Source organism: Pseudomonas sp. Lz4W (assembly GCF_000346225.2).
Lineage (GTDB): Bacteria > Pseudomonadota > Gammaproteobacteria > Pseudomonadales > Pseudomonadaceae > Aquipseudomonas > Aquipseudomonas paraversuta.
In genome coordinates this window covers 2,153,269-2,177,819 of sequence record NZ_CP017432.1, presented here as the reverse complement: position 1 = coordinate 2,177,819, position 24,551 = coordinate 2,153,269, and the positions used below count along the sequence as shown (strand labels likewise).

At 60.5% G+C, this 24,551-nt stretch carries 19 protein-coding genes; 8 read left to right on the top strand and 11 right to left on the bottom strand.

Annotated features, from left to right (window positions below):
• The first annotated feature begins 19 nt into the window (after window positions 1-19).
• The gene (locus B195_RS10195; protein WP_003444817.1) at window positions 20-3,334 is read left to right on the top strand and encodes an RHS repeat-associated core domain-containing protein; all 3,315 of its coding nucleotides are present in this window, start codon (window positions 20-22) and stop codon (window positions 3,332-3,334) included.
• Between the two features lie 9 nt (window positions 3,335-3,343).
• On the opposite strand, the gene B195_RS10190 is transcribed toward B195_RS10195, so the two are convergent.
• Genes B195_RS10190 through B195_RS10170 form a run of 5 tightly spaced genes read right to left on the bottom strand, consistent with a single transcriptional unit; the run spans window position 3,344 to window position 8,728 of the window.
• Window positions 3,344-4,255 (bottom strand): SMP-30/gluconolactonase/LRE family protein, encoded by a 912-nt coding sequence (locus B195_RS10190; protein ID WP_003444819.1) that lies wholly within the window; start codon window positions 4,253-4,255, stop codon window positions 3,344-3,346.
• Between the two features lie 11 nt (window positions 4,256-4,266).
• Window positions 4,267-5,229 carry an ABC transporter permease gene (locus tag B195_RS10185; protein ID WP_003444822.1) on the bottom strand — a complete coding sequence of 321 codons (963 nt, stop codon included), beginning with the start codon at window positions 5,227-5,229 and terminating at the stop codon, window positions 4,267-4,269.
• Window positions 5,226-6,230 (bottom strand): ABC transporter permease, encoded by a 1,005-nt coding sequence (locus B195_RS10180; RefSeq protein WP_003444823.1) that lies wholly within the window; start codon window positions 6,228-6,230, stop codon window positions 5,226-5,228. The genes B195_RS10185 and B195_RS10180 overlap by 4 nt, the downstream gene beginning before the upstream one ends.
• Entirely contained in the window at window positions 6,227-7,681 is a 1,455-nt protein-coding gene (locus tag B195_RS10175; protein ID WP_003444825.1) for a sugar ABC transporter ATP-binding protein, read from the bottom strand. The genes B195_RS10180 and B195_RS10175 overlap by 4 nt, the downstream gene beginning before the upstream one ends.
• Before the next feature lie 24 nt (window positions 7,682-7,705).
• Window positions 7,706-8,728 (bottom strand): ABC transporter substrate-binding protein, encoded by a 1,023-nt coding sequence (locus B195_RS10170; RefSeq protein WP_003444827.1) that lies wholly within the window; start codon window positions 8,726-8,728, stop codon window positions 7,706-7,708.
• A 233-nt stretch (window positions 8,729-8,961) separates the two neighbouring features.
• Here B195_RS10170 and B195_RS10165 point away from each other — a divergent pair, with 233 nt between their 5' ends.
• The 4 genes from B195_RS10165 (at window position 8,962) to mntP (ending at window position 12,289) form a co-directional block, all read left to right on the top strand.
• Window positions 8,962-10,200 (top strand): GAF domain-containing sensor histidine kinase, encoded by a 1,239-nt coding sequence (locus B195_RS10165; protein WP_003444838.1) that lies wholly within the window; start codon window positions 8,962-8,964, stop codon window positions 10,198-10,200.
• Between the two features lie 14 nt (window positions 10,201-10,214).
• Window positions 10,215-10,958: a response regulator transcription factor gene (locus tag B195_RS10160; RefSeq protein ID WP_003444841.1), complete on the top strand. Its 744-nt coding sequence runs from the start codon at window positions 10,215-10,217 to the stop codon at window positions 10,956-10,958.
• Window positions 10,959-11,020: 62 nt separating this feature from the next.
• Window positions 11,021-11,563 (top strand): hypothetical protein, encoded by a 543-nt coding sequence (locus B195_RS10155; protein ID WP_003444844.1) that lies wholly within the window; start codon window positions 11,021-11,023, stop codon window positions 11,561-11,563.
• 156 nt (window positions 11,564-11,719) lie between these two features.
• Window positions 11,720-12,289 (top strand): manganese efflux pump MntP, encoded by a 570-nt coding sequence (gene mntP / locus B195_RS10150; RefSeq protein WP_003444846.1) that lies wholly within the window; start codon window positions 11,720-11,722, stop codon window positions 12,287-12,289.
• A 48-nt stretch (window positions 12,290-12,337) separates the two neighbouring features.
• On the opposite strand, the gene B195_RS10145 is transcribed toward mntP, so the two are convergent.
• Together B195_RS10145 and B195_RS10140 are read right to left on the bottom strand one after the other, a co-directional pair.
• Window positions 12,338-13,522 carry a sugar transporter gene (locus tag B195_RS10145; RefSeq protein WP_003444849.1) on the bottom strand — a complete coding sequence of 395 codons (1,185 nt, stop codon included), beginning with the start codon at window positions 13,520-13,522 and terminating at the stop codon, window positions 12,338-12,340.
• Between the two features lie 1,347 nt (window positions 13,523-14,869).
• Entirely contained in the window at window positions 14,870-16,009 is a 1,140-nt protein-coding gene (locus tag B195_RS10140; protein WP_003444872.1) for a metallophosphoesterase, read from the bottom strand.
• Between the two features lie 279 nt (window positions 16,010-16,288).
• Between B195_RS10140 and B195_RS10135 the strand changes: the two genes are divergently transcribed.
• Both B195_RS10135 and B195_RS10130 read left to right on the top strand, forming a co-directional pair.
• Complete coding sequence (locus tag B195_RS10135) at window positions 16,289-17,347, top strand: aromatic ring-hydroxylating dioxygenase subunit alpha (RefSeq protein ID WP_003444870.1); 1,059 nt, start codon at window positions 16,289-16,291, stop codon at window positions 17,345-17,347.
• Window positions 17,348-17,406: 59 nt separating this feature from the next.
• A complete protein-coding gene (locus tag B195_RS10130) occupies window positions 17,407-18,357 on the top strand; it encodes a PDR/VanB family oxidoreductase (protein WP_003444867.1) in 951 nt (316 codons plus the stop codon).
• Window positions 18,358-18,359: 2 nt separating this feature from the next.
• Here the strand turns inward: B195_RS10130 and B195_RS10125 are convergent, their stop codons facing one another.
• The 3 genes from B195_RS10125 to B195_RS10115 all read right to left on the bottom strand — a co-directional run bounded on the left by B195_RS10125 (window position 18,360) and on the right by B195_RS10115 (window position 21,923).
• Window positions 18,360-19,073 (bottom strand): GntR family transcriptional regulator, encoded by a 714-nt coding sequence (locus tag B195_RS10125; protein WP_003444865.1) that lies wholly within the window; start codon window positions 19,071-19,073, stop codon window positions 18,360-18,362.
• A 132-nt stretch (window positions 19,074-19,205) separates the two neighbouring features.
• A complete protein-coding gene (locus B195_RS10120) occupies window positions 19,206-20,432 on the bottom strand; it encodes an OprD family porin (RefSeq protein WP_003444861.1) in 1,227 nt (408 codons plus the stop codon).
• Window positions 20,433-20,591: 159 nt separating this feature from the next.
• Window positions 20,592-21,923 (bottom strand): MFS transporter, encoded by a 1,332-nt coding sequence (locus B195_RS10115; protein ID WP_003444860.1) that lies wholly within the window; start codon window positions 21,921-21,923, stop codon window positions 20,592-20,594.
• A gap of 599 nt (window positions 21,924-22,522) precedes the next feature.
• Here B195_RS10115 and B195_RS10110 point away from each other — a divergent pair.
• Complete coding sequence (locus tag B195_RS10110; RefSeq protein WP_003444859.1) at window positions 22,523-23,764, top strand: MFS transporter; 1,242 nt, start codon at window positions 22,523-22,525, stop codon at window positions 23,762-23,764.
• Here the strand turns inward: B195_RS10110 and B195_RS10105 are convergent.
• On the bottom strand, window positions 23,682-24,551 hold the full coding sequence (locus tag B195_RS10105; protein WP_003444858.1) for a sugar phosphate isomerase/epimerase: 870 nt from the start codon (window positions 24,549-24,551) through the stop codon (window positions 23,682-23,684). The genes B195_RS10110 and B195_RS10105 overlap by 83 nt on opposite strands.

Genomic DNA, 24,551 nt, shown 5'->3' with positions numbered 1-24,551 from the left:
GCAGCGCAAGGAAACGCGGATGTCACGTTCACTGCCCCGACATCGCTTCAACCTGTTATCCGCAGGCATCGGCGATGATCTTCAAGCCCCTCCTTTCAACAGTGCGCCCTGCGCGTTCGACCGGGAGCCGGCCGGTTGGCCCTCGGTATCGATGGCTACCGGCGAAGTCCTGCTGCGGCTCAGCGATGGTGTGCTCGACGGCCCGCTGGCCTTTGAGTGGACACGCCGGTATTGCAGTGGCGCCGTGGAAACCGCCAGTGAACTGGGATTTGGCTGGACCCACGCCCTGTGCCATCGCCTGCACTGCGACGGGCAAAGCCTGCTATGGACCGATCCTGAGAACCGTGAGACGCGTTTTCCCCGGCCTGTCGGGCAACGCCCGTACATCAACGCCTGCGCAACCGGCCCGGCCATTTACCGCGGCGACAGCGACGGCGAACTGATCCTCGCCCCGGCCGCCAGGCCCCGGCATTTCTATCACTTTCAAGACCTCGAACTGTCAGGCATCAGCGATGCCTACGGCAATCGTCTGAGCATTACCTGGCACACCGCAAACCTTCGGCGCATCGACAACGGCGCAGGACGCGCCTTGTTGCTGCGCCATGCACATGGCCGGCTCTGCGCGGTGGACTATCAGCAATATGATGACAGTGGTGAACCCGGCGACACCCTGACCGGACACAATGCCGGCTGCCGCCCCGAGCGCTGGAGCACCCTGTTCACCCTCGTAACTTATCAGTACAACGACAGCGGTCAACTGATCAGCGCCAGTAATGCCCTGCAAGAAACCGAGCACTATCGCTACGACGCCCGGCACGTGATCCAGGAGCGGCAACTGGCCGGCGGCGCAGCGTTGTTCTGGGAGTGGCAACACTGTGGCAAACACTCGCGCTGCATCCGCCACAGCACCAATTTCGGGCAGATGCAGATCCACTACGAACGGGATGGCCAGGGCGCTGTGACGGCCAAAAGCCAGGACGGCAGCCAACAAACCTGGGTGTACGACAACAACGGACGCCTCGTCAGTCAAACCGGCCCGGACGGTGCCCAACATCAGAAATCCTACGATGAGCAAGGCCGTTTGATTGCCGAAATTGACCCTCTGGGCGCCGTCATCCAATACCGTTACAACCCGGCCGGGCAGCTCTCGGCACTGATCCCGCCCCACGACGAACCTACGTTTTACAGTTACTGCAACGGCTACCTGCACTCAGTCCGGCAAGGACCGGCCAGCTGGAGATACGAGCGCAACGCCCAGGGTGATATCACCCGCCAAACCGACCCCGACGGCTGCGTCACCACCTGCAGCTACACCCCCAAGGGGCAAATCAGCAGCATTGTGCAAGCGGACGGCAGCGCTCACCGGCTCATCTGGAACGCCCTCGGCCAGTTGCTGGAGCACTCCCTGCCCGATGGCTCGCAACAGCGTTACAGCTATGATCTGCGGGGTCGAAAAACAGCCCGCCAGAATGCTAGCGGCGTCATCACCCGCTACCACTGGGACGCCGTGGGGCGCATGAGTCAGATCATCCAGCCCGACGGCAAAACCCGCGCCTGGAGCTATAACGCCTACGGCAAAGTGACCGCCGTGCGCGACGAGCGAGGGCACATTACCCGCTACGAATACCTCGACAACCTGCCCCTGCCCCGCCGCCGTATCAACCCCGACGCCAGCCAGGTCAATTACCGCTATGACAATGGCCGCCTGTTGCTCACCGGCATCGAAAACCAGCGCAACGAACACTACCAGCTCGACTATTACCCCAACGGCCTGCTCCGTCTGGAAATCGGCTTTGACGGCGGTACGACTGGCTATAAATACGATCTCAACGGCCAGTTGCTGGAAAAAACCCAGTACCCGACACCCGATTACCCTGACCAGCCACGGCTGATCACTGCTTATCAGCGTGACAGCGCCGGGCGCCTGCTTCTGAAAACCCTGCCCGACGGCAGCCAGATCCGCTACAGCTACGACAGCCTGGGCCGCCTCACCCGGGTCCATGACGGCGACCGGCCACTGATTTTCCAGTACGACCTGCAGGACCGCCTGATCACCGAACATCAGGGCCAGGTCACCCTGCGCTATCAATATGACGCTCAGGGCCGGCTCAGGGCCTGCCAGCTACCGGACGGCAACCGGCTGACCTACTACTATCGGCAAGGGGCCGGCCTGACAGCCATCGACCTCAACGGTGAATGCCTTACCAGCCACTGCTTCGACGACGGCCGCGAAACTGACCGTCAGCAGGGCGACTTGCTCAGCCACTACCAATACGACCGACAAGGACGAATGCAAGAGCATGTCGTCACCCCGATCAGCCACCACCATGGCTTCGCCGCCCTGGCGCTTTACCGGCGCACTTACCAGTACGACCCCGGCGGCAATCTGCGGCTGCTCAGCGACAGCCGCAAAGGCCAGCACAGTTTTGCCTACGACCCGCTGAACCGGCTGATCGCAATAAGGGGTCATGCTGAAGAGTATTTCGATCACGACCCGGCGGGTAACCTGCTACGCCAGAGCGCCAGTGGCAGAGGGCGCAGCAGCCTGGCCAACGTCAAGGCAAACCGCCTCCTGATACAGGGCGACTGCCATTTCGTGTACGACGCCTACGGCAACCTGATCCAGGAACGACGCGGCGCGGGCCAGCGCCTGGTGCGCCAATACCGCTACGACTGCCAGCACCGCCTGAGCGCCCTCACCCTGCCTGACGGCAATGAAATCAACTACCGTTATGATCCCTTCGGCCGCCGCATCGCCAAGCAGCTCAAGCACCAGAGCACAGAATTTATCTGGCAAGGGCAGCGCCTGATCGCCGAATGCACCCGGGTCTCAGACACCGCAGAAAGCTCCCGCTACCGCAGCTACCTCTACGAGCCAGGCACCGGCAAACCGCTGGCCATGCTCCAGGGCAAAGGCCCCCGCGGCGAAATTTTTTACTACCAGCTCGACCCGCTGGGTATGCCCATGGAGCTCACCGGCCGCAAGGCTGATATCGTCTGGTCGGCGCACTACCGTGCCTACGGCAAGGTGCAGCAACTCGACATCGCCGACATCAGCAATCCCCTGCGTGTTCAGGGCCAGTATCACGACGAGGAAAGCGGCCTGCATTACCACCGCCATCGCTACTACAACCCCCATACGGGGCGCTACCTGACCCCCGACCCGGACAAACTGGCCGGGGGGCTCAACAGTTACCGTTATAAGCCCGACCCGAGACAAGACTGCAGCAGGGCAGATTCCCCGTGGGAACCGGGCCGCGCCAAGGCATCAACCGCGAGCATCAGCGACCCTGCGCTGCCTGTGCCGGGCACCGGGCCCGGGCAAAACCCCTAGCCGATGCCATCAAGGCCGCTGCGCCCCCGCCACCGCGACATGAATCATGTACAGCGAGGTATTGGCGGTGATGAACAACTGGTTACGCCGTGGCCCGCCGAAGGTCAGGTTGGCCACGGTTTCCGGCAGCAGGATTTTGCCCAGCATCACCCCGTTGGCATCAAAGCATTGCACGCCATCCCCGGCGCTGGTCCAGATGTTGCCCTGCACATCAACCCGCAAGCCGTCCGGGATGCCCGGTTCAATATGGGTCAGCACCCTTGATTCACCCAGGCGGCAGTTGTCGATAACGGTCATGGCGCGGATGTGGTGGGCCGCATCCGGGTCGTGGGAGCGGGCGGAGTCGGCGATGTAAAGGGTCTTGCCGTCCGGGGCAAAGGCCAGGCCGTTGGGTTGTTCAAAATCATCGGCAACACAGGTGATGTGCAGCGTATCGGGGTCGATGCGAAACACGTTGCGCCCGCTCTGCTCGGGCTCGGCCTGGTAGCCCTCATAATCGCTGAGGATGCCGTAGGTGGGATCGGTGAACCAGATACTGCCATCGCGGTGCACCACCACGTCGTTGGGCGAGTTCAGGCGTTTGCCTTCAAACTGATCGGCCAGGGTGGTGATGCTGCCATCTGCTTCGGTGCGGGTGACGCTGCGCGTGCCGTGTTGGCAAGTGACGAGTCGCCCCTGCAGGTCGCGGGTGTTGCCATTGGCGAAATTGGACGCCGGACGAAATACCGAAACCCCCTGCTCCGGAGTCCAGCGCAGGATGCGCTGGTTGGGAATATCACTCCACAACAGGTAGCCGCCGTCGTTGAACCACACCGGGCCTTCTGCCCAGCGGCACTTGTCGTACAGACGCTCCAGCTGGGTATTGGGCAGGGTCAGGCGACGAAAACGCTGGTCGTGAAACTGGTAAATATCATCATTCATGGTTCTGTCCTTTAAAGGCTGCGCAGCGTCTTGCGCCCGCTGACGGCGGCAATCACCGCGATTATGATGACGCCGGTGAGAATCAGCCGCACACCGGCGCTGGCGCCAAAGGTGTTGAGCATGCTCACCAGCAAGTAAAGAAACAGTGCCGCCCCCCACAGCCCCGGCACATTGGAAAACCCGCCCGCCACCGAAGTGCCGCCAATCACCACCACCGCAATCGATGCCAGCAGGTATTCCTCGCCCATGCTCAGGGACGCGCCGCCGGAAAACCCGGCCAGCAGTACCCCGCAGACACTGGCAAACACCGCACTCAACACATAGGTGGCCCAGCGCACCCGCTCCACCCGCACTCCGGCAAGCTCGGCAGCACGCATATTCTGGCCGATGGCCAGGGTCCAGCGCCCATAGCGGGTGCGCGTCAACAGGTAGCCGGCCAGAACCGTAAACAAGGCAACCGCCAGCGCCAGGTAAGGAATGCCCAGCCACCTGCCGGTAGAGAACTGATAGAACAGCTCCGGCGGCGCGATTCGCACGCTGCGGCCGTAGGCAATGGCCATGGACTGCAACAGAAAGCTCGCCGACAAGGTGGCGATAATCGGCGGGATGCGCAGCAGACGGATCAGCCCATAGTTGGCACACCCCACCAGCACACCAATCCCCAGCACCCCGGCCAGCCCCAAAGCGATCAGGCTGTTCTGGCTGTCCATCAACTTCATGCCGACCGCTGCGCTGAGGGCGATATTGGCCGGAATCGACAGATCGATATTGCCGGGGCCGGTGGTGATGACGAACATCTGCCCCACGCCGACGATGACAAAAAATGCCGAGAACGACAGCGCACTGGACGTCAGCGCAGCGGCACCCTCACCGCCGGTAAACCCCAGGGTCGCCAGCCACACCAGCAACGCCGCCAGAAACGACCACAACCAGGGTTTGCTGCGAATACGGTTCAGAGCAATGGGCAGATTCATACCGGACGTACCTCCAGACGATTGACGGCAGTGCGCAGGGCCAGCACCAGGATCAAGATCGCGCCCTGGGCACCGATCTGCCAGTCGGGGGAAATGCGGATAAATGACAGTAGCGAGCCGGCCAGCACCAGGGTCAAAGCCCCCAGCACCGCACCGATGGGGGACACCCGGCCGCCGGTAAACTCACCACCGCCCAGAATCACCCCAGCGATCGACAGCAAGGTGTAACGCAGCGCCATATTGGCGTCGGCCGAGGTGGTCAGGCCCACCAGAAACAATCCGGACAGCACTCCGAAGCCACCCGCCAGGGCATACAGCGTGACCTTGATCCGCAACAGCGACCAGCCGGCCTTGGCCATCGCCAGCGGGTTCCCGCCAGCGCCACGCAAGACCACACCAAACCTGGAGCGCATCAAAAACAGATGCACCGCCACGGCCAGTACCACGCACACCACAATGGCAAACGGCAGCACCGGGGTCTTGATTTTGACCAGCGCCTGCAACCATTGCGGCGCACTGCCGCCGGGTGCGGGCAGCAACAGCACAGCGCCGCCGACCCAGATGAACGACATGCCCAGGGTCACCACAATCGCCGGTAACCGGCGACTGTGAATCAGCGCCCCGAGCAACGCGTAAACACCGATGCAGCCCAACAGCACCAGGCATCCCAGCAGCGGATGATCGTTGAGCAAGGTAGCTGCCACACAGGCCACAAAGCTGATAAAGCTGCCCAGCGATAGATCAAGGTCGTTGACCGTGATGATCAGCATCTGCGCAATGGTGGCCAGGGCGATGGGCACCGCCAGGTTGAGCATCAGATTCATGCCCATGTAGCTCATGGCCCGCGGCTGCATGATAAAAATCGTCGCCAGCAGCACCACCAGGGAAATCCCAGGCAAGGCGTTACGCAACCAGCGGGCGCGGTTCACCCCCCCGGCTGCGCGGTCCACGGTGTTGGCCGCGGGCGGTTTTTTTAATGTCATGGGTTGAGGCGCGTTCATGCCACCTCCTCCTGAAAGGAACTGCGCAGGATTTGCGCTTCACTCAGTTCATTGCGCGGCAGATCCGCCACCGCCTGGCCGTTGCGGAACACGTAGATGTGATCGCAGTGATTGAGCTCTTCAAGCTCGGTGGAGTACCAGATAAAAGTCCGGCCACGGGCCGCCTCTTCCTTGATGATGGCGTAGACCTCGCGCTTGGTGCCGACATCGACCCCGCGCATGGGGTCATCCATCAGAATCAGCTCGCTGTCACTGGCCAGGGCCCGGGCAAACAGGGCCTTTTGCTGGTTACCGCCGGAGAGCGACAGAATCGGATTATTCATGTCCGGGGTGCGGATGTTCATCCGCTGCTGCCACTTGGCCGCCATGGCTTGCTCTGCCTGCGGATCAATCAACAGGCCGTGCCTGAGTGCCGCCAGGGAGCTGATGCTGATGTTCTCGGCAATCGACCACAGGCTGAACACCCCGTCGGTCTGCCGGTCGCCGGCGACCATGGCCACTCGCTTCCCGCTGGCAATCCGTTCGCGCAGCAACTGCACCAGCAACTGGCTCTGGCCCTGCCCGGCCAGCCCCGCCAGACCGACGATTTCACCCGGCCAGGCGGCCACTGCCTGCCCGTTCTGCTGGCGTGCCGGCAACTGTTCGACCACCGGTGGCTGCCCGTCGCGTCTGGACACAAACACCCGGTCCTGATCCTGGGGCTTGCTCACCGTGCCCATGCACTCCACCAGCGAAGCATGGGTAAAAGCACTGGCACCCCGTACCTCCACCACACAGCCATCGCTCATCACCGCAATCCGGTCACAGGTGGCGAGCATCTCCCCCAGAATGTGGCTGATCAGCACCACGCAGCCGCCGCTTTCGACATAGCGCCGCACATGGTGCAGCAATTGCCCGGCGACCCGGGCGTCCAGCGACGAGGTGGGTTCATCGAGAATCACCAGCGCCAGATGCTCATCCACACAGGTAAAAGCACGGGCGATTTCCACCATCTGCCGCTGGGCGATCGGCAAGTCCGCCACCACCTCCCCGGGGCTGATCCTGTGGTCCGGGAAGATGCTGTCCAGGGTTGCCACAATCAATGCGCCGGCCTTGCGCCGCCAGCCAAAACCGCGCAGGCCGGGGCATGTCAGCCGGGTATTCTCGGCAACGGTCAGGTTGGGGCACAGCGACAGTTCCTGAAACACGCAGCGAATCCCGTGTTGCCGGGCCACCTGTACCGAGTAGCCGTTGCGCACATCGGCACCGCCCATCAGCACCGTGCCGCTGTCGGCACTCAGGGTCCCCGCCAGAATATGCATCAGGGTCGACTTGCCCGCGCCGTTGTGACCGATCAGCCCCAGACACTCACCGGGACGAAACGTCAGATCTACGTCATTAAGTGCGCGCACGGCGCCAAAACGCTTGCCGACCCCCTTGAGGTCAACCAGCGCTGCTTGAGTAACTGTCATTGCGCTCTCCTTCCCCGGCCAGGCTTATTGAGGTGCAGGGCTCTTCAGTTGGGCAACGTCGTCGACGCTGTACACCTGACTCACGATCCCGCCCTTCTCCAGGCCTTTGAGCGAGCTTTCGAGAGTGTCCTGGGTGACGCTGATCGCGGGCGACAGCAGGTCATGGGGCAACTGTTTGCCATCGAGCAACTGCTGGGCAACCCAGAACGACAGGCTGGAGATGCTCGGCGCGCTGGAGATCGAGAACGACTGGTAGCCGTTGGCGTCTTTCTGTTTTTTCCACCACGCCAGTTCTTCTTCGCGGTTACCGAAAATGATCACCGGCAATGGCCGACCCGCTGCGGTAAAGGCCTGGGCCACCCCGAAGCCGTCATCGCCCTGGGTCACCACCGCATCGATTTTCGGCAAGCTGGGCAAGATCCCCGCCACGGCTTTTTGCGCCGCGGTCTGCGACCAGTTGCCGTTGACCGAGCCTACGACCTTCAACTGCGGATGCTTGCTCGCGCCGGCGACGACCCCGGAGTGGATCATCCCGTCCACCGAGACCCCGGCCAGGCCGCGCACTTCCAGCACATTAGCCCCGTCCGGGAAGCGCTTGGCCAGATAGTCCATGCCATCCAGACCGCTTTGCTTGAAGTCCATGGAAATTCTGTAGGCACAGGGTTCAGTGACGATGCCGTCGAAAGACACCACGACAATTCCCGCATCGCAGGCCTGCTTGACTGCGCCGTTCAGTGCGGTGGGCGAAGCCGCATTGATCACGATGGCGTTGTAGCCCTGCAGGATCAGGTTCTGGATCTGCGCCGCCTGTTCAGTGGCCTGGTTCTCCGCTGTGGTGAACGAGTCCGCCCCGGCAATGATCCCGTCCTTGACCGCCTGCTCAGTGGTCTGTTGCCAACTGTTGAGCATGCTCTGGCGCCAGGAGTTGCCGGCATAGTTATTGGACAGCGCGATGGTTTTGTCGGCCGTGTCGGCCTGGGCGTGCATGAAGGGGGTAATCAGCAATGCAGTGGACAGCAAGGCGCAACGCAGCGTGTGACGTTCCATGACATGACCCTTATTATTTTTGTAGGCTAATTGACACCCTCAGTCTGATCGGGCCACGGGGCTCTGTCTGGGGCGTTGATGCACACTTGATACCCTTTGCGCGCAAATAACCTGCGGGATCCCGCAAAAGAAACGCGCAAATATGCAGGGTTTTTGCCCCTGGCCGCTGAGCGCTTTGGGTCATACTCGGATATCGGGCCGCCAGCGGGTGCGCCTCTGACGGATTGCAGGCCATGACCCAAAGAGTCCCCATCGCGGCAGAAAACGTGTTGCATCATTTTCTCGGGATTTCCCGCGCACTGGCCGGGCGCCTGGACTTTCAGTCGATGATCGATGCGGTATCCGAAGAGATCCGTTTTATCCTGCCCCACGATCATCTTGACGTCAGCCTGCTGCTGGATGACGACAGTCACCTGTCGGCCTACGAAACGGGTCTGCACACCTCCTGGAGCGATTTTGCCTTTCATCCGCTGGCCATTACCCGAAGTCCGATTCGCGCGCTGTTGCTGGGAATGGAGCCCTATATCCTCAGCGACGATGCGATGAACGACCAGCGCTTCCAGTTCCCCGGCGCCCTCAACCACCCGATTTTCGATGCCAATTTACGCAGCCGCCTGCACGTCCCGCTGCGCGCCCGGGGTGAAGTGATCGGCGCCCTGAGTTGCTCCACCCACGCCGCCAACTTCTATACCCTGGATGATGTACGCCACACCCAGCATGTGGCTGATCTGCTGGCGTCCTATCTGTATGCCCTGCGCCAGACCGAACAGGCCAAACATATGGCAATCGCCGAGGCGCAGATCCGTGCCCGCGAAGAAGGCCTGCGCCTGGGGGCACTGCGCCTGACCGAAGAGCTGGAAAACGAGCGCCAGCGCATCGGCATGGACCTGCACGACCAGACCCTGGCCGATATGACCCGTCTGCACCGGCGTATCGCCCGCCTGCAACTGCTGGAGCAGATCCCGGCAGCAGAACTGGCCCCGGTCGGCCAGGCCCTGCAAGAAAGCATGCAGGAATTGAGACTGATCATTGATGCGGTCAAACCCACCGTGTTGCAGCTGTTCGGGTTTGTCGAGGGGCTGGAGGACCTGCTGCTGCGCAGCGTGCGCAACAGTGGTCTGGAGATTGTCACCCGCCTGCGGGACAACACCGGCGGGCGGGCCAACGACCTGGCCGAACCCCAGCAGATCGCGCTGTTCCGCATCATTCAGGAAGCGGTCAATAATGCGATAAAGCACGCGGCACCCAATGTGATAATTGTCGAGATCACCGTCTCTGGCAGCCACTTGCAACTGACCATTGTCGACGACGGCCCCGGGCTGGACAGCCTCAATCGACTGGAAACCGGCGGTATCAAAAACATGCGCATAGGCGCACAGCTGCTTGGCGCGCAGGTGCAGATCGAGAAAGGTCCCGACAACAAAGGCACCTGCGTCCAGGTCAGCCTGCCATTGTCGGACCGGGCCCAATAGGTAGAGAGAACACCATGCAAATCCTGTTGATCGAAGACGACCCGGTGCACCGTGCCTTTTTCAGGGAGGTGATCGAGGGGGCGCTGCCAGAATGCGAGCGCCTGCATGAAGCCGAGGATGGCCTGGTGGGCGAGCGGCTGGCCCATGAATTTGCCATCACCTCGGTGGTCATGGATCTGCAGATGCCAAAACGCACCGGGGTCGAAGCTGCACGGGCGATCTGGCGCGAGCGTCCCCACACCTCAATCATGTTCTGGTCCAACTACGCCGACGAAGCCTATGTGCGGGGTATCTCACGCATCGTTCCCGAGGGTGCGGCGTATGGTTATATCCTCAAGACAGCCTCCGAGGATCGCCTGCGGCTGGCACTGCGCAGCCTGTTTATCGAGCAGCAGTGCGTGATCGATCGTGAAGTGCGCGGAGTGCAGCAAAAGAGCCAGAATCACCTGCTTGGTCTGACCGATACCGAATACGAAGTATTGCAGGATATCGCCCTGGGCCTGACAGACCGGATCATCGCCCAACGTCGCAACCTGTCGTTGCGCAGCGTGCAAAACCGCCTGCAACAACTGTATGAAAAGCTCGGCGTGCGCCAGCCCGGCACCGACAGTGACAGCAGCCCGGCCTTTAACCTGCGTTCGAGGGCGGTCAACGTGGCACTGTTGCGCAAACTGCTCAACCGCACAGCCCTGGAACAGGCCGAACTTGAATTGCAGGAATGGCTCAAAGACCCGCGCTTCAACCCTCTGCGGCATTGAAACAGGCCAGGATCAAGCCACAGAAATGCCTCCAGCGAACACCAACCTGTAGGAGCGAGCTTTTGATCTTGAAAAGCTCGCGAGGCAAGCTCGCTCCTACAGAGGTAATCAGCCTGGCGCGGCCACACAAAATCCTGCACCGCACGGCATTGAAACAGGTCTGCATCAAATTACAGAAATGCCTCCTGCGAACCGCAACCTGTAGGAGCGAGCTTTTGATCTTGAAAAAGCTCGCGAGCAAGCTCGCTCCTACAGAGGTAATCAGCCTGGCGAGGCAGCGCAAAATCCTGCACCGCACGGTCCTGAAACAGGTCTGCATCAAATTACAGAAATGCTGCCTGCGAACCGCAACCTGTAGGAGCGAGCTTGTCTCGCGAGCTTTTGATCTTGAAAAAGCTCGCGAGCAAGCTCGCTCCTACAGAGGTAATCAGCCTGGCGCGGCCACGCAAAATCCTGCACCGCACGGCATTGAAACAGGTCTGCATCAAATTACAGAAATGCCTCCTGCGAACCCCAACCTCGCTCCTGCAGTAGGCAAGGGCAATCAAGGATTTCACCTTTTTTTCACATGCAGCTGCTATCCTGCGCGCCTCTTTGGGGAGTAGCTGGCCGTCACGCTTGTGGCGGCGCTCTGGTCAACATTCTCGGCAACCTGCCGTGGCCATGGCATCCGTCTGGATTTGCGAGACCAACGACATACCTGTGCTGAAGTCGGGCGCACAGTGTTATGCCGTTGTCTTGAGCCCGACTGGATAATAAACATGAACCCGATTGCCCTGATTCTCCTCGCTTTCGCCATGTCGACAGATGCCTTCGCGGCAGCCATCGGCAAAGGCTCCAGTCTGCACAAACCGCGTTTCACAGAAGCCCTGCGCACCGGCCTTATCTTCGGCGTGATTGAAGCCATCACCCCCGTAATCGGCTGGGCCATCGGCAACGCCGCCAGCAGCTATGTCACCCAATGGGATCACTGGATCGCCTTCACCCTGTTGCTGGGTCTGGGTCTGTACATGATCTACAACGGGGTCAAGCCCGATGAGGAAGAAGCCGAAGAGAAACCGTCGCAGCACTCATTCTGGATTCTGGTGATCACCGCCATCGCCACCAGCATTGACGCGCTGGCGGTCGGGGTTGGCCTGGCATTTGTCGACGTGAATATCTGGATGGCCGCCGCGGCCATTGGTCTGGCCACCATGACCATGGTGATCATCGGCACCATGTTGGGGCGAGCACTCGGCAGTCTGGTGGGCAAGCGTGCGGAAATCGTCGGTGGCGTGGTGCTGATTATCGTGGGTGCAACGATCCTCTATGAACACCTGAGCGCCGTTTAAATCCTCACCGGTATCTGACGCAGGGGCTGCGTCAGATACCGGCATTGCTCAGCCCGGCGTGACCGAGCGGCTGATCCGATACAGTGACCAGCTGTACAACGCCAGCGCCAGGCCTGCCAGCGCACCGCCCACCAGGCCGATCCAGGCAAAGCCCAGATGGCCACCGACATAACTGCCCAGCAGCGCACCGCCACCGATACCGATGTTGTAAATTCCCGAAAACATCGCCATCGCCACGTCTGTCGCATCTGGCGCCAGGGTCAGCACCTTGGACTGCAACGCCAGGCCGAAGCCCATGATCGCCATGCCCCAGAAAATGCTCAGCACTCCCAGGGACTCAATCCAGCCGCTGGCAGGCAGCAGCAGCAACAGGCAAAGCGTCAGTAAAGCCACAGCACCGAGCAAGAATCGCTGCGGGTTGTGCTTGTGGAACCAGCTGAAACACAGGGAGCCAATGATCCCTGCGCCACCGAACAGCAACAGGACCAACGTCACCATGCTGCCACTCATGCCCGCTACGCCCTGAACAAAGGGTTCGATGTAGCTATAGGCCGTGAACTGCGCAGTCACCACCACTGCCGTCAGCACATAGATCGCCACCAGCGCCGGACGCTTGAACAGAATCGGCAGGCTTCTGAGCGAGCCCGAGTTCTGGCTTGGCAGCAGGGGCAATGTGCGGGTCAACCACAACACCAGCAACCCGGCCAGCCCGGCAATCACGATAAACGTGGTGCGCCAGCCCATGGCCTCACCCAGCAAACGACCGAGGGGCACACCCAGCACCATTGCCAGCGAGGTACCGGTGGCCAGCAAACCCAGGGCCTGAACCTGCTTGCCCTCGGGTGCCAGACGCACGGCCAGGGAGGCGGTAATTGACCAGAACAGGGCGTGAGACAACGCTACCCCTATTCGGCTGAGTAATAAAATGCCGAAGTTGGTGGCCAGGCTCGACAGCACATGACTGAGGATAAACAGCCCGAAAAGCACCAGCAGCAACTTGCGGCGTTCCACGTTGCGGGTCAGCAGCATGATCGGCAGCGAAGCCAGGGACACCACCCAGGCATAAATGGTGAGCATCAGCCCGACGCTGGCGGTGGTCATGTCGAAGCTGGCGCCAATTGCGCTCAGTAGCCCGACCGGGACAAATTCGGTGGTATTGAACACGAACGCGGCCAGAGCCAGTGCGATGACCGGTTGCCAGTTTGCGCGGGATGCAGAAGTGGGGTTGCTCATTTAAGGGGTGAACTACTCGCTAGCGATGGTATGACAGGTTCAGGATCCGGTCTTGCTGATGCTCCTTGTTGTATGCACAACAGGTGCCATCTGAAAGCGTCGGGGCTGAACCAACGGGGCGGCATTCTATAGACTTCTGTGATGCCGGTTGGAGCACATTGAAATACCCCCCCGGGACATTTGGCCGCACCCCTAGGGGTGCGGCCACGTTCAAGATCAAGGTTAGGTGCTGGGGCCAGTTTTTGCTTTTTGCTTTTTGCTTTTAAAGCAGATGCCTCTGCCGCCACTCGATAGTCGGTGCAACGCAGACGCCCATCACAGGAGGCCGAACGCAGGTGCTGTTGTGGGGGTGGCGAGGCAGGACGCCGAGCCAGCCGTGCCGGGCCATGGATGGCCCGTCACGGCGTGCCCCCACAACAGCGCCGGAGTGAGGGCACCGGGCGAGCCTGGGCGAGCTCGGCCGTATGGTAGGGCGCAGACCTTTTGGGTATTTTTGGGATGGTCCGACACTCGGCGTTTGCCAAAAGTGCCTCGCCGTAAGGGCGAAACCCGTAAAAAGCCGTGATACATAGAACGGATATGTACGCTCAGTTTTAACTGCGGTACCGCGTACATATCCGTTACAGACGTTTAACTGAAATATCGGTTTCGCTCTTACAGCGAGTCCCTTTTGTCAAACAGCCACAAAAGGAACCAAAAAGGCCTTGCCCCAGCGTACGGCCTTCGCTGCGCTCAGGTTCCCTCGCTCCGGTCCCGCTCCGTGGCCACGCCGTGACGGGCCATCCATGGCCCAACACGGCTCTCCCGGCATCCATGCCGGGAGGACCACTACGCAGAACCTCCTCTCGGCCTCCCGAAGGGGCCAGTAGATCAAGATCAAAAACAAATCAAAAGCAGATCAAAAGCAGATCAAAAACGCCCATGAAGGCGCTGTTTTGTTTTTAAAGGCGATGTCCCTGCCGCCACTCGATAGTCGGTGCAATGCAGACGCCCATCACAGGAGGCCGAACGCAGGTGCTGTTGTGGGGGTGGCGAGGCAGGACGCCGAGCCAGCCGTGCCGGGCCATGGATGGCCCGTCACGGCGTGCCCCCACAACAGCGCCGGAGTGAGGGTACCGGGCGAGCCTAGGCGAGCTCGGCCGTATGGTAGGGCACAGACCTTTTGGTTCTTTTTGGGATGGTCCGACACTCGGCGTTTGCCAAAAGGGACTCGCCGTAAGGGCGAAATCTATATTTCAGTTAAACGCCTGTAATGGATATGTACCCGGTAGATCTATAGATCCCACCGCGTACATATCCGTTTGATGTATCACGGCTCTCTACGAGTTTCCCTGCGCTCAGGTCCTCTCACTCCGGCTGCACCTTCGGTGCACGCAATACGATCTCGGTGATTTCCGATGGCCGCCCCAGTCGAACCGGGAAACCATTCCACAAACCCGTGCCGTTACTCACATACAACTGCATGCCGGCCACTGCATACAGCCCCGAGACGAAGCCTTCGTTAGCCCACTTAGCAATCAGATGCGGACCCAGTATTTGCCCGCCATGGGTGTGCCCCGACAGTTGCAGGTCAACGCCCTGCCCCGCGTTGAGCAGTGCACCGCCCGGGCGATGGCTGAGCAATATGACCGGATCACCCGCCGGAGCGCCTTTGAGGGCCTTGATGATGTCCGGCTCCGGCAACTTGAACGGTTGCGCCGCTTTGTCGGTGACCCCGGCCAGTACCAGATCGCGCCCGTTATGGGTGATCAGCACATGCTCGTTGAGCAGCATATGCAAACCAAGATGCTCAAAGGCCGGCAGCCAGTGCACGTAGTCGACGTAGTACTCGTGGTTACCCGGGATGGCAAACACACCATAACGGGCCCGCAGATCCTTGAGCGGCTGTACGTCGTCGACCCTAGCCCGGGGCGAACCGTCCACCAGGTCGCCGGTGATCAGGATCAGGTCCGGTTTCAGTGCATTGGTTTTGTCCACCACGGCCTGGAGCCAGGGAGCCTGCAACAACCGGCTGGCATGCAGGTCGGTGAGCTGCACAATGCGCAACCCGTCGAGCTCTGCAGGCAGACGTGGCAAAACGATCTCCATGGTTTTGACGTCCGGCACACGAATCGCCTGCCACACACCCACAGCCGACAGGCCCGTGCTGATCAGGCCAAGGGCAATCCCTAGGCGACTGCCGCCCAGCAAGACCCGCCCGGTTCTACCCCGCAGGGCCCAGACCACAATGCCGAGCAGATCCCGGATCAACAGCAGCAGCGCCAGCAGTATCAGGCTGGCAAATGCCCACCCCAACACCACAAGCACCTGACCCGGAACCTCGGGGGACGCCATGCTGCCAAAGAAGGTACGGGTGACAAGGTGGTGCTCGGCGATCAACAGCAGCAGAACACCCAGCCCGATCTTGCCCGCCCGGCCCACGGAGAGCGGCCGGACAAAGCGCCAGATCACATAAAGAGCAATGATCGCGGTGATGAAATGAAACATGTTTCCCCCTGCCATAAGCCTGTACGTCTGACTCGCGCACTCTGGCGCAGGAGAGACCGATTTGCACGCGAGCCTGACAACCCGGTCGCAGCAGTGCAAACGGCAATGCTTACAGAATGTATCCAAGGCCTGAATATCGTCCAATGGATCCATTAAAGCCCAACACTCCAATTAACCGTTCGATAATCGGCTATTAATGCCAAACAACATTGACCACATAGGCACAGCCGATTACTAATGGATCCATAAAATCAATAACACCTGATTTGGAGATTGGTCATGTACCCAAAAAACACCTGGTACGTCGCGTGCACCCCGGATGAAATTGCCGACAAACCCCTGGGTCGGCAGATTTGCGGTGAAAAAATCGTCTTCTATCGCGCCCAGGAAAACCGGGTCGCCGCGGTCGAGGACTTTTGCCCCCATCGCGGCGCTCCGCTGTCTTTGGGCTATGTCGATAACGGCAATCTGGTATGTGGCTATCACGGCCTGGTCATGGGCTGCGACGGCAAGACCGTGGAGATGCCAGGGCAGCGGGTTCGCGGTTTTCCGTGCAACAAAACCTACGCCGCGGTTGAGCGCTATGGCTTTATCTGGGTCTGGCCCGGCGACCAGGACCTGGCCGACCCCGCACTGATCCATCATCTGGAATGGGCGGTTAGCGATGAATGGGCCTACGGCGGCGGGCTGTTTCATATCAATTGCGATTATCGCCTGATGATCGACAACCTGATGGACCTGACTCACGAGACCTACGTCCACGCTTCCAGCATCGGCCAGAAAGAAATCGACGAAGTTGCCCCGACCACCACCGTCGAAGGCCACGAGGTGGTCACTGCGCGGCACATGGAAAACATCATGCCCCCGCCCTTCTGGCGCATGGCATTGCGCGGTAATAACCTGGCCGACGACGTGCTGGTGGATCGCTGGCAGATCTGCCGCTTTTCACCGCCCAGCCATGTCTTGATTGAAGTGGGCGTGGCCCATGCGGGCAAAGGCGGCTATCACGCAGCCCCCGAGTTCAAGGCGTCGAGCATCGTGGTCGACTTCATCACCCCCGAAACCGAAACATCGATCTGGTACTTCTGGGGCATGGCGCGCAATTTCAACCCCCAGGACCAGGCCCTCACCGATACGATCCGCGAAGGTCAGGGGCAGATCTTCAGCGAAGACCTGGAGATGCTCGAGCGCCAGCAACAAAACCTGCTGGACCATCCACACCGCGCCCTGCTCAAACTCAATATCGACTCGGGCGGTGTGCAGTCACGCCGGGTACTGGAGCGCATCATCGCCAGCGAACGCTCCCCCGAACCGCAACTGATCGCCAGCGCACAGTAACAACCCGCGCACGGCAGCCGCTGCCGTGCCAGCCTCCCCCATAAGAACAAGGAACCGGCATGATTGATGTGGTGGTGATTTCACGCAAAAACGAAGCGCAGGACATCTGCAGCTATGAGCTGGCCAGTATCGATGACTGCGCCCTGCCCGGGTTCAGCGCCGGCGCACATATTGATGTGCATCTGCCCGGCGGGCTGATCCGTCAGTACTCCCTGTGCAACCATCCCGACGAGCGCCATCGCTATGTGATCGGCGTGCTCAAGGACCCGGCTTCACGGGGCGGTTCGCAAAGCCTGCACGAACAGATCAAGCCCGGCGACCGCCTGCGCATCAGCGAGCCGCGCAATTTGTTCGCACTGACCCACGATGCCCGCCGCAGCCTGCTGTTCGCCGGCGGGATCGGGATTACCCCGATTCTGTGCATGGCCGAGCGCCTGGCCCATAGCGGTGCAGATTTCGAACTGCATTACTGCGCACGCTCCAGTACTCGCGCCGCCTTTGTTGAGCGCCTGCGCAATTCGCCTTTCGCTGACCGGGTGTTTCTGCACTTCGACGAACAGCCCGAAACCGCCCTGAACGCCGTCCGGGTACTGGCCGACCCACAGCTCGACACCCACCTCTATGTATGCGGCCCGGGAGGCTTCATGCAGCACATTCTGGACAGCGCCCGGGCCCAGGGCTGGGAGGAAGCGGCGCTGCACCGCGAGTACTTCGCTGCAGCACCGATGGACAGCAGCAACGACGGCAGTTTTTCCGTCAAGCTGGGCAGCAGCGGCCAGGTATTCGAGATTCCGGCCGACAAAACCGTGGTCCAGGTTCTGGAAAGCCATGGCATCGACATCCCCATGTCTTGCGAACAGGGCGTCTGCGGAACCTGCCTGACCCGTGTACTTGAAGGTATACCGGATCACCGCGACATGTTCCTCACCGAGCAGGAGCAAGCCTGCAACGATCAGTTCACACCCTGCTGCTCACGCTCGAAATCGCCGCTGCTGGTGCTGGATATCTGAACTCAGTCCGGGCGGTGAATCACTTTCATCCGCTCACTGGCCACCGCCGAGCCAAATATTTCGGCATAACGCAAAGTTGCGTTGGCGTGCTCGCGCATGATGGCTTCGGCGCGGGCACCCTGGCCACTGACCAGGGCATCGAACACCGAGTGGTGCTGCATGTGCGCGTAGTTGAAACGCCGGTACTCGCGCACCATGTCCTTGCGATCGACCGCCAGCGCGGTCACCGAAGCAAATGGCAAGTGATCATTGCGCGCCAGCGCATCGGCAATCGCCGGGTTATGGCTACCCTCGATGATCACCTGATGAAAACGCATGTTCAGATCGTGATAGATCTCAAGATCGTCCTCGGTCACAAAGCCCTTGTCGAACAGCTCATCGCCTTGCATCAGGCACAGTTCAAGGACTTTACGCCCTTCGGCCGACAACCCGCGCTCGGCAGTCTGACGGGCCGCCAACCCCTCCAGCACACCGCGCACCTCTACCGCGCCGGCAATATCATCGGCACTCACCGAGCGCACCTGAAAGCCGCGACCGCCAAAACGCACCAGCAAGCCTTCCTGCTCCAGGGTGCGAAACGCCATGCGCACCGGCATCCGGGACACACCGAACAATTCAGCGGTAGGGATTTCCATCAGGCGCTCGCCCGCGGCAAGCTCGCCTGAGGCAATCATTTTGCGCAGTGCGATCAGCACTAATTGACCGGGCTTGCTCATCCAGACAACTTCCAGAAAACAGGGGCGGCCATAGTAACAGGCGCATCCAAAAACCCGTAGGAGCGAGCTTTCTCGCGAGCTTTGCGTGATCAAGAGCTCGCGAGCAAGCTCGCTCCTACGGGCCTGTCGAGGCTATATCGACAATGGATAACTCACGATCACCCGGGTCTGGTCAAAGTCGCTGTTGAAGCTGCGCCGGTTGGTGGCATTGTTGATGCGCAGGCCGAGGTTTTTCAGGGTACCGCTCTGAAAGGTGTAACTGACCTCGGTATCACGTTCCCACTCCTTGCCGTTGGTGCCTTGCTTGGTGGTGGCGTTGTCACCATGTCCATAACGAACCATGGCCAGCAACCCCGGCACTCCCAGTGCGGCAAAGTTGTAGTCATAGCGCGCCTGCCAGGAACGTTCGTCGGCATTACTGAAGTTACCGTTGAACATATCGTTGCCCAGGGTACGGCCACTGCTGCCGTACACCGACATCCAGCCGGTGTCGCCACTCACCCGCTGCAAGCCCAGATACAAGGTATGGCCGCCGGTTGCTGCCGAAAACAGGCCATAGGCCGTGTGGCTGCTGACCTTGCCGATGCGGGCACTGCCATCATCCTTGTCAATGAAGTAACCAAGATTGGCCCCCAGCACCCAGTCGCCGACCGGTTGCTTGTGCAGCAGATTGAAATAGCTTTGCTGGTAGATATCTTCCAGCTGCGAATGCCACAGCCCCACCTGGGTGCGCTGCTGATTGAAACGGTACTCGGCACCCGCGTAATTGAAGCGGTCGGAGGTTACCCCCGGCGCAGCCCAGGCCGAAAGATCCTGCATATCCGAAGAGTTGCGCAAGCTGACAGATCGGTACTGACCCGCCTGCAACCCCAGCCCTTCGATCTCTTTGGAGACCAGCATGGCACCGCGGAAAGTCTGCGGCAGCAGGCGGCCATCGTCGTAGCGCAACAGCGGAACATCCGGCAGCAGCTCACCGAGCTTCAACTCCGTAGCGGAAAAGCGCGCTTTCGCCGCAACCCCGGCACGGCCGAAATTGTCAGCGGCGCGACCGTCATCGTGTACCGGCAGCAATTCCGAACCGCTGGCCAGCCGGCTGCTGTCCAGCTTGACCCCGAACATGGCTATCCCCTCCAGACCAAAGCCCACCGGCCCCGGGGTGTAGCCCGAGTTGAACTTGAGAATAAAACCCTGCGCCCACTCATCCACCTTGCTTTTAGTGGCGCCCGGATCACGGAAGTCACGGTTGAAATAGTAATTGCGCAGCAGCAAGTCGGTGCTCGACCCTTCAAAGAAACCCTCTTGCTGCGCCAGTGCCGAGGCGCAAAAGCTCAACGAGAGCAAGCCGGTCATCATCTTCATTATTATTGTTCTCCGATTATCGGGCGCAGCCGTTCCCCGCAGCTGATACAGCCCGCCCGTTTTAATTGTTATTTGAATCTGCAGAAGCGAGCTTGCCTCGCGATCTTTTCAATCGCACAGGGTTCGCGAGACAAGCCCGCTCCTACAGGCGGAACATGATCAGGCCGACGCCAGCACCGGCTGTGCCTGCGCCGACGATGGCTTGAGCAGCAACAGACAGCCCGCCGCGACCACAAATACGATGGCAAACACTCCATACAAGTGCAGCGGCTGCCAGCCGGCATCCAGCAAAAACCCGGCAGCGATTGGCGACACAATGGCGCCGATACGACCGATCCCGATGCCCCAGCCCACCCCCGTCGCCCGTACGGAGGCGTCATACACCACCGGCGACAGTGCATACAGGCCAGCCACACAGCCGTTGGAAAACATCCCGATCAGCAAGCCCAGCCCCAGGGCAGCCATCACCGAAGACGCCGAACCGACAAACAGCACCAGCAAACCGGCGGTAATCAGCATGAACAGCGACAGTACACGGGCCAGCGGCCAGCGCGATGACAAGCCGCCAATCAATGCCGCACCGAAGATGCCGCCAACACTCAGCAGTACGCCCCCGGTAATCCCCTGTTGCGCGGAAAGCCCGGCCGACACCAGCAACTTGGGGGTCCAGCTCATCACAAAGTAGAAGCCGAACATCACCAGGAAGAACAACAGCCAGATCACCAGCGTGGTGCGACGCATTGCAGGTGCCAGCAGTGCACCCAGGGCATTGCGGTTGCCGGACGGGCTTGCGACCAGCGGTGGCATTTGACTCAGGGGCGGCTGCCCCAGACGCCGGGCCAGACGGTTGATCCGTTGCAAGGCGGTTGCCGGACGACGCGCCAGCAGAAAATCCAGCGACTCGGGCAGCCACAACAGCACCAGCGGAATCACTGCAAAGGTGACCAGCCCGCCGAATACAAACACCGAGCGCCAGCCCCAATGGGTCAGTAACCAGACTGCCAGCAAGCCACCCAGCGTTGCCCCAAGGGCATACCCGGTGGACTGCAGGCTGACCGCCAGGCCGCGCCAGCGCTTGCTCGCATATTCACTGGCAATCACGTTGCTGCTCGCCAGAATCCCGCCAATCCCGAGCCCGGTGAGACCGCGCAACAAAGCCAGTTGCAGCGGACTCTGACTCATGGCTGAAAGCAGCATGCCGCTGCCCGAGATCACCAGGCACAACAGGATCAAAGGTCGACGACCGATGCGGTCAGCCCAGGGCGCGATAAACAAGGAACCTGCGGCCATACCGAACAAACCGGCACTGAGCAGCAAGCCGATCTGCGCACCGTTGAGTGCCCACTCGGCCGATACCGAAGCCGCTGTGAACGCCATCACCAGCACGTCGAACCCGTCAATCATGTTCAACACAATGCAAATACCGATCGCGAGCAACTGAAAGCGACTCATCGGGCCGTTATCCACGGCGGTTTTCAGCTCCATGGACATGGCTGAGCCTCCCTGTCGCGAAAGACCGGAACCACGCAAAAAACGGTAGTGCACACAGACGTAAAGTCAGCAGAACTCAGGCAGTTCTGCGCCCTGGATAAGCCATTCATGACGAGACCCTTTTTTTGTAGTTTTGATGGGTGACGTTCAGGAGGGGCCCTGCAATCACCTGGCGCTAGTCAACCCGTTAATGGATCCACAGGCAATATGAGGGGACAGTGCAAGGACCGGATATCCTTCAGGGGAGTGGCCTTAATGCGATACATGAATCGATTTTTTATTTGTTAATCAATAGGTTGAATAAATACAAAGTCTTCACTATTAGCGTGCGATTATCGACCAATCTCCTTGCGCCCCGGGGCCGAGGGCGATATTTCCAGGTATTCGGCTATCGGTCCCGAGCCATTGGATCCACTAAACCTCAATCACGGGTTCCATCGCAGCCGCAAAAGACGCTCTCAGGGTTGAAGAAACACGCTTTGTTTAATGCTTCGCGATGTCAGGATCCAAAGGTTTGCAACACGACCTGGTGCTGTTGCCTGCTATTAAGCTTCGACGCTCACGTACAACAAAAACCGAACCCCCGAGGAACCCCCTGAATGCCCTCCACTGCATCTGCCGCTGCAACGCCAACCCGGGGTGTGTTCGGTCTTTTCTGCCTGGGCAGTTACCTGTTATCGGTGTCTTACGGCACCACCTTCTTGCTGGCCATGGTGCTCAGCGCGCACGGGGGCAGCGAGTCCGACGCCGGCACGATCATTTCGGTGGCCATGCTCAGCACCTTTGCTGCGGTGATTTTTTCCGGGCACCTGACTGATTTGTTCGGCGCGCCCAAAGCCATTGCCGCCGGCGCACTACTGCTGGCAGCAGCGTGCCTGGGCTTCGCCACGGTCCCGACATTTGGCGCTGCGGTGCTGGTATCCGGTTTGCTGCTGGGCTTTGGCTGGGGGGTGTTTTACACCCTGGGCCCGATCATCGTGGCCATGATGATTGAACCCGCGCGCCGGGTTAAATACTTCGCCCTGCTGTCAGGCAGCATGATGAGCGGGATCGGTAGCGGTCCACTGGTCGGACGCGCTGGCGAGGCAATGGGCTATCCGGTGGAATCGGCGTTTGTGGTGGCTACCGTCGCCAGCCTTCTGGGCGGCCTGGTATTTGTGTTGCTCGGCCCGAAAATAAAACGCCAGAGCGCCACTGTCGGCCCCGTCAGTGTGTGCAAAATCACCCTACCGGCGGCGCGTCTGGTACTGCGTTCAAAGGCTGTATGGGCGATTGTCATGGTCGGCCTGGGCGGTGCGATCTTCGGCGGGCTCTCGAGTTTTCAAACCTCTTACGCCAGTCTCATGCAGCTGGACTATTCGTTGTTTTTCCTGGGATTCATGGGCGCGGCCATTTCCTGCCGGCTGTTGATCGCAGGCTTTATCGTCAGGCGCGACCCCTACGTGATGGCCTGCATCCTCACGGCCATGATCGTAGCCTCGGTGTTGATGTTCATGTTCTGCGTCAATTCGGCCAGCACTTATTTGTTGGCCGCGATGACCCTGGGTGTGGGTTACGGCCTGACCTACTCGGTGATCAATGGCCAGGCTGCCAATGAAGCGCCCCCCGGGCACACGGCGCAGTCACTGGTGCTGTTCAGCCTGGCTTATTTTGTCGGAGTGTTCGGGTTTCCATGGCTGGCCGGGCACGTGATCGTCAACTACGGCATCCCTGCCCTGCTGTCGATCATTCTGCTGATCGCCCTGTGCAACTGGTCGATTACCCTGGGCCGGTTGCTGTGGCGGCGCCTGTCTCGGAACGCTTGTGGCAGTCCTGCCAAACCTCGCGCATCAACGCCTTGAGCATCAGGGCTTCGGCCCAGCGATCACTGATGTCACGCCCGTCTGCACCGGTGATGGCATAGGGCGGCGGGCCCAGTTCACAGGTGAAGGACAGGCTTGGGGGCGTGTCCGGGCGGGCCAGCCAGTCCTCTATCCCGTATTGCCACCAGCCCACAAAGCGCTGCAACCAGGGCTGATGCCGGGCAAAGCTGATGGGCACCTGCACCTGCTCGCTACAGGCGACACGGCCGTGAAAGCCCCAACTGTTTCGCAAAATGGTGTGGATCATGGCGTCGTCCTCGGCGCGGGCCTGCAGCGGCAACTCACGGCCGACCACGTAGTGGGACAAATCAGCCAGCAACTTGAGGTCGGGCATCTCGGCCAGCAGATCCAGGGTAAAAAACAGGTCATTGGTCAGTCGATAGCGATGGGTTTCCAGCAGCACCGCAAAGTCCACCTGTTCGGCCAGCCGCTGCCAGCCTTCGGCCAGTTTCACCGCCTGAGACAGGCTGCGCGGCCGCACATCGGCCTGTAGCGTCAGGTGATGGCAGCCGTATTGGGTGGCCACGTCCAGTGCGGCCGCCAGATCATCCACCGATTGTGGAAACACCTGACCTTCGATCTGCAGCCCCCGGGCACTGGCGGCGCGGTGCAGGCGTGCAGCAGGCTGGGGCAGCCAAAAGTGATCGGTGACCCCGTCAAACCCGGCGGCCGCTATTTTATCCAGCTGGGCTTCCAGGGGCTGGTCGCATTGGCCGTTGTGATCCTGCATGGCCCAGAGTGACTGAAACACCAGAAATTCACGCAT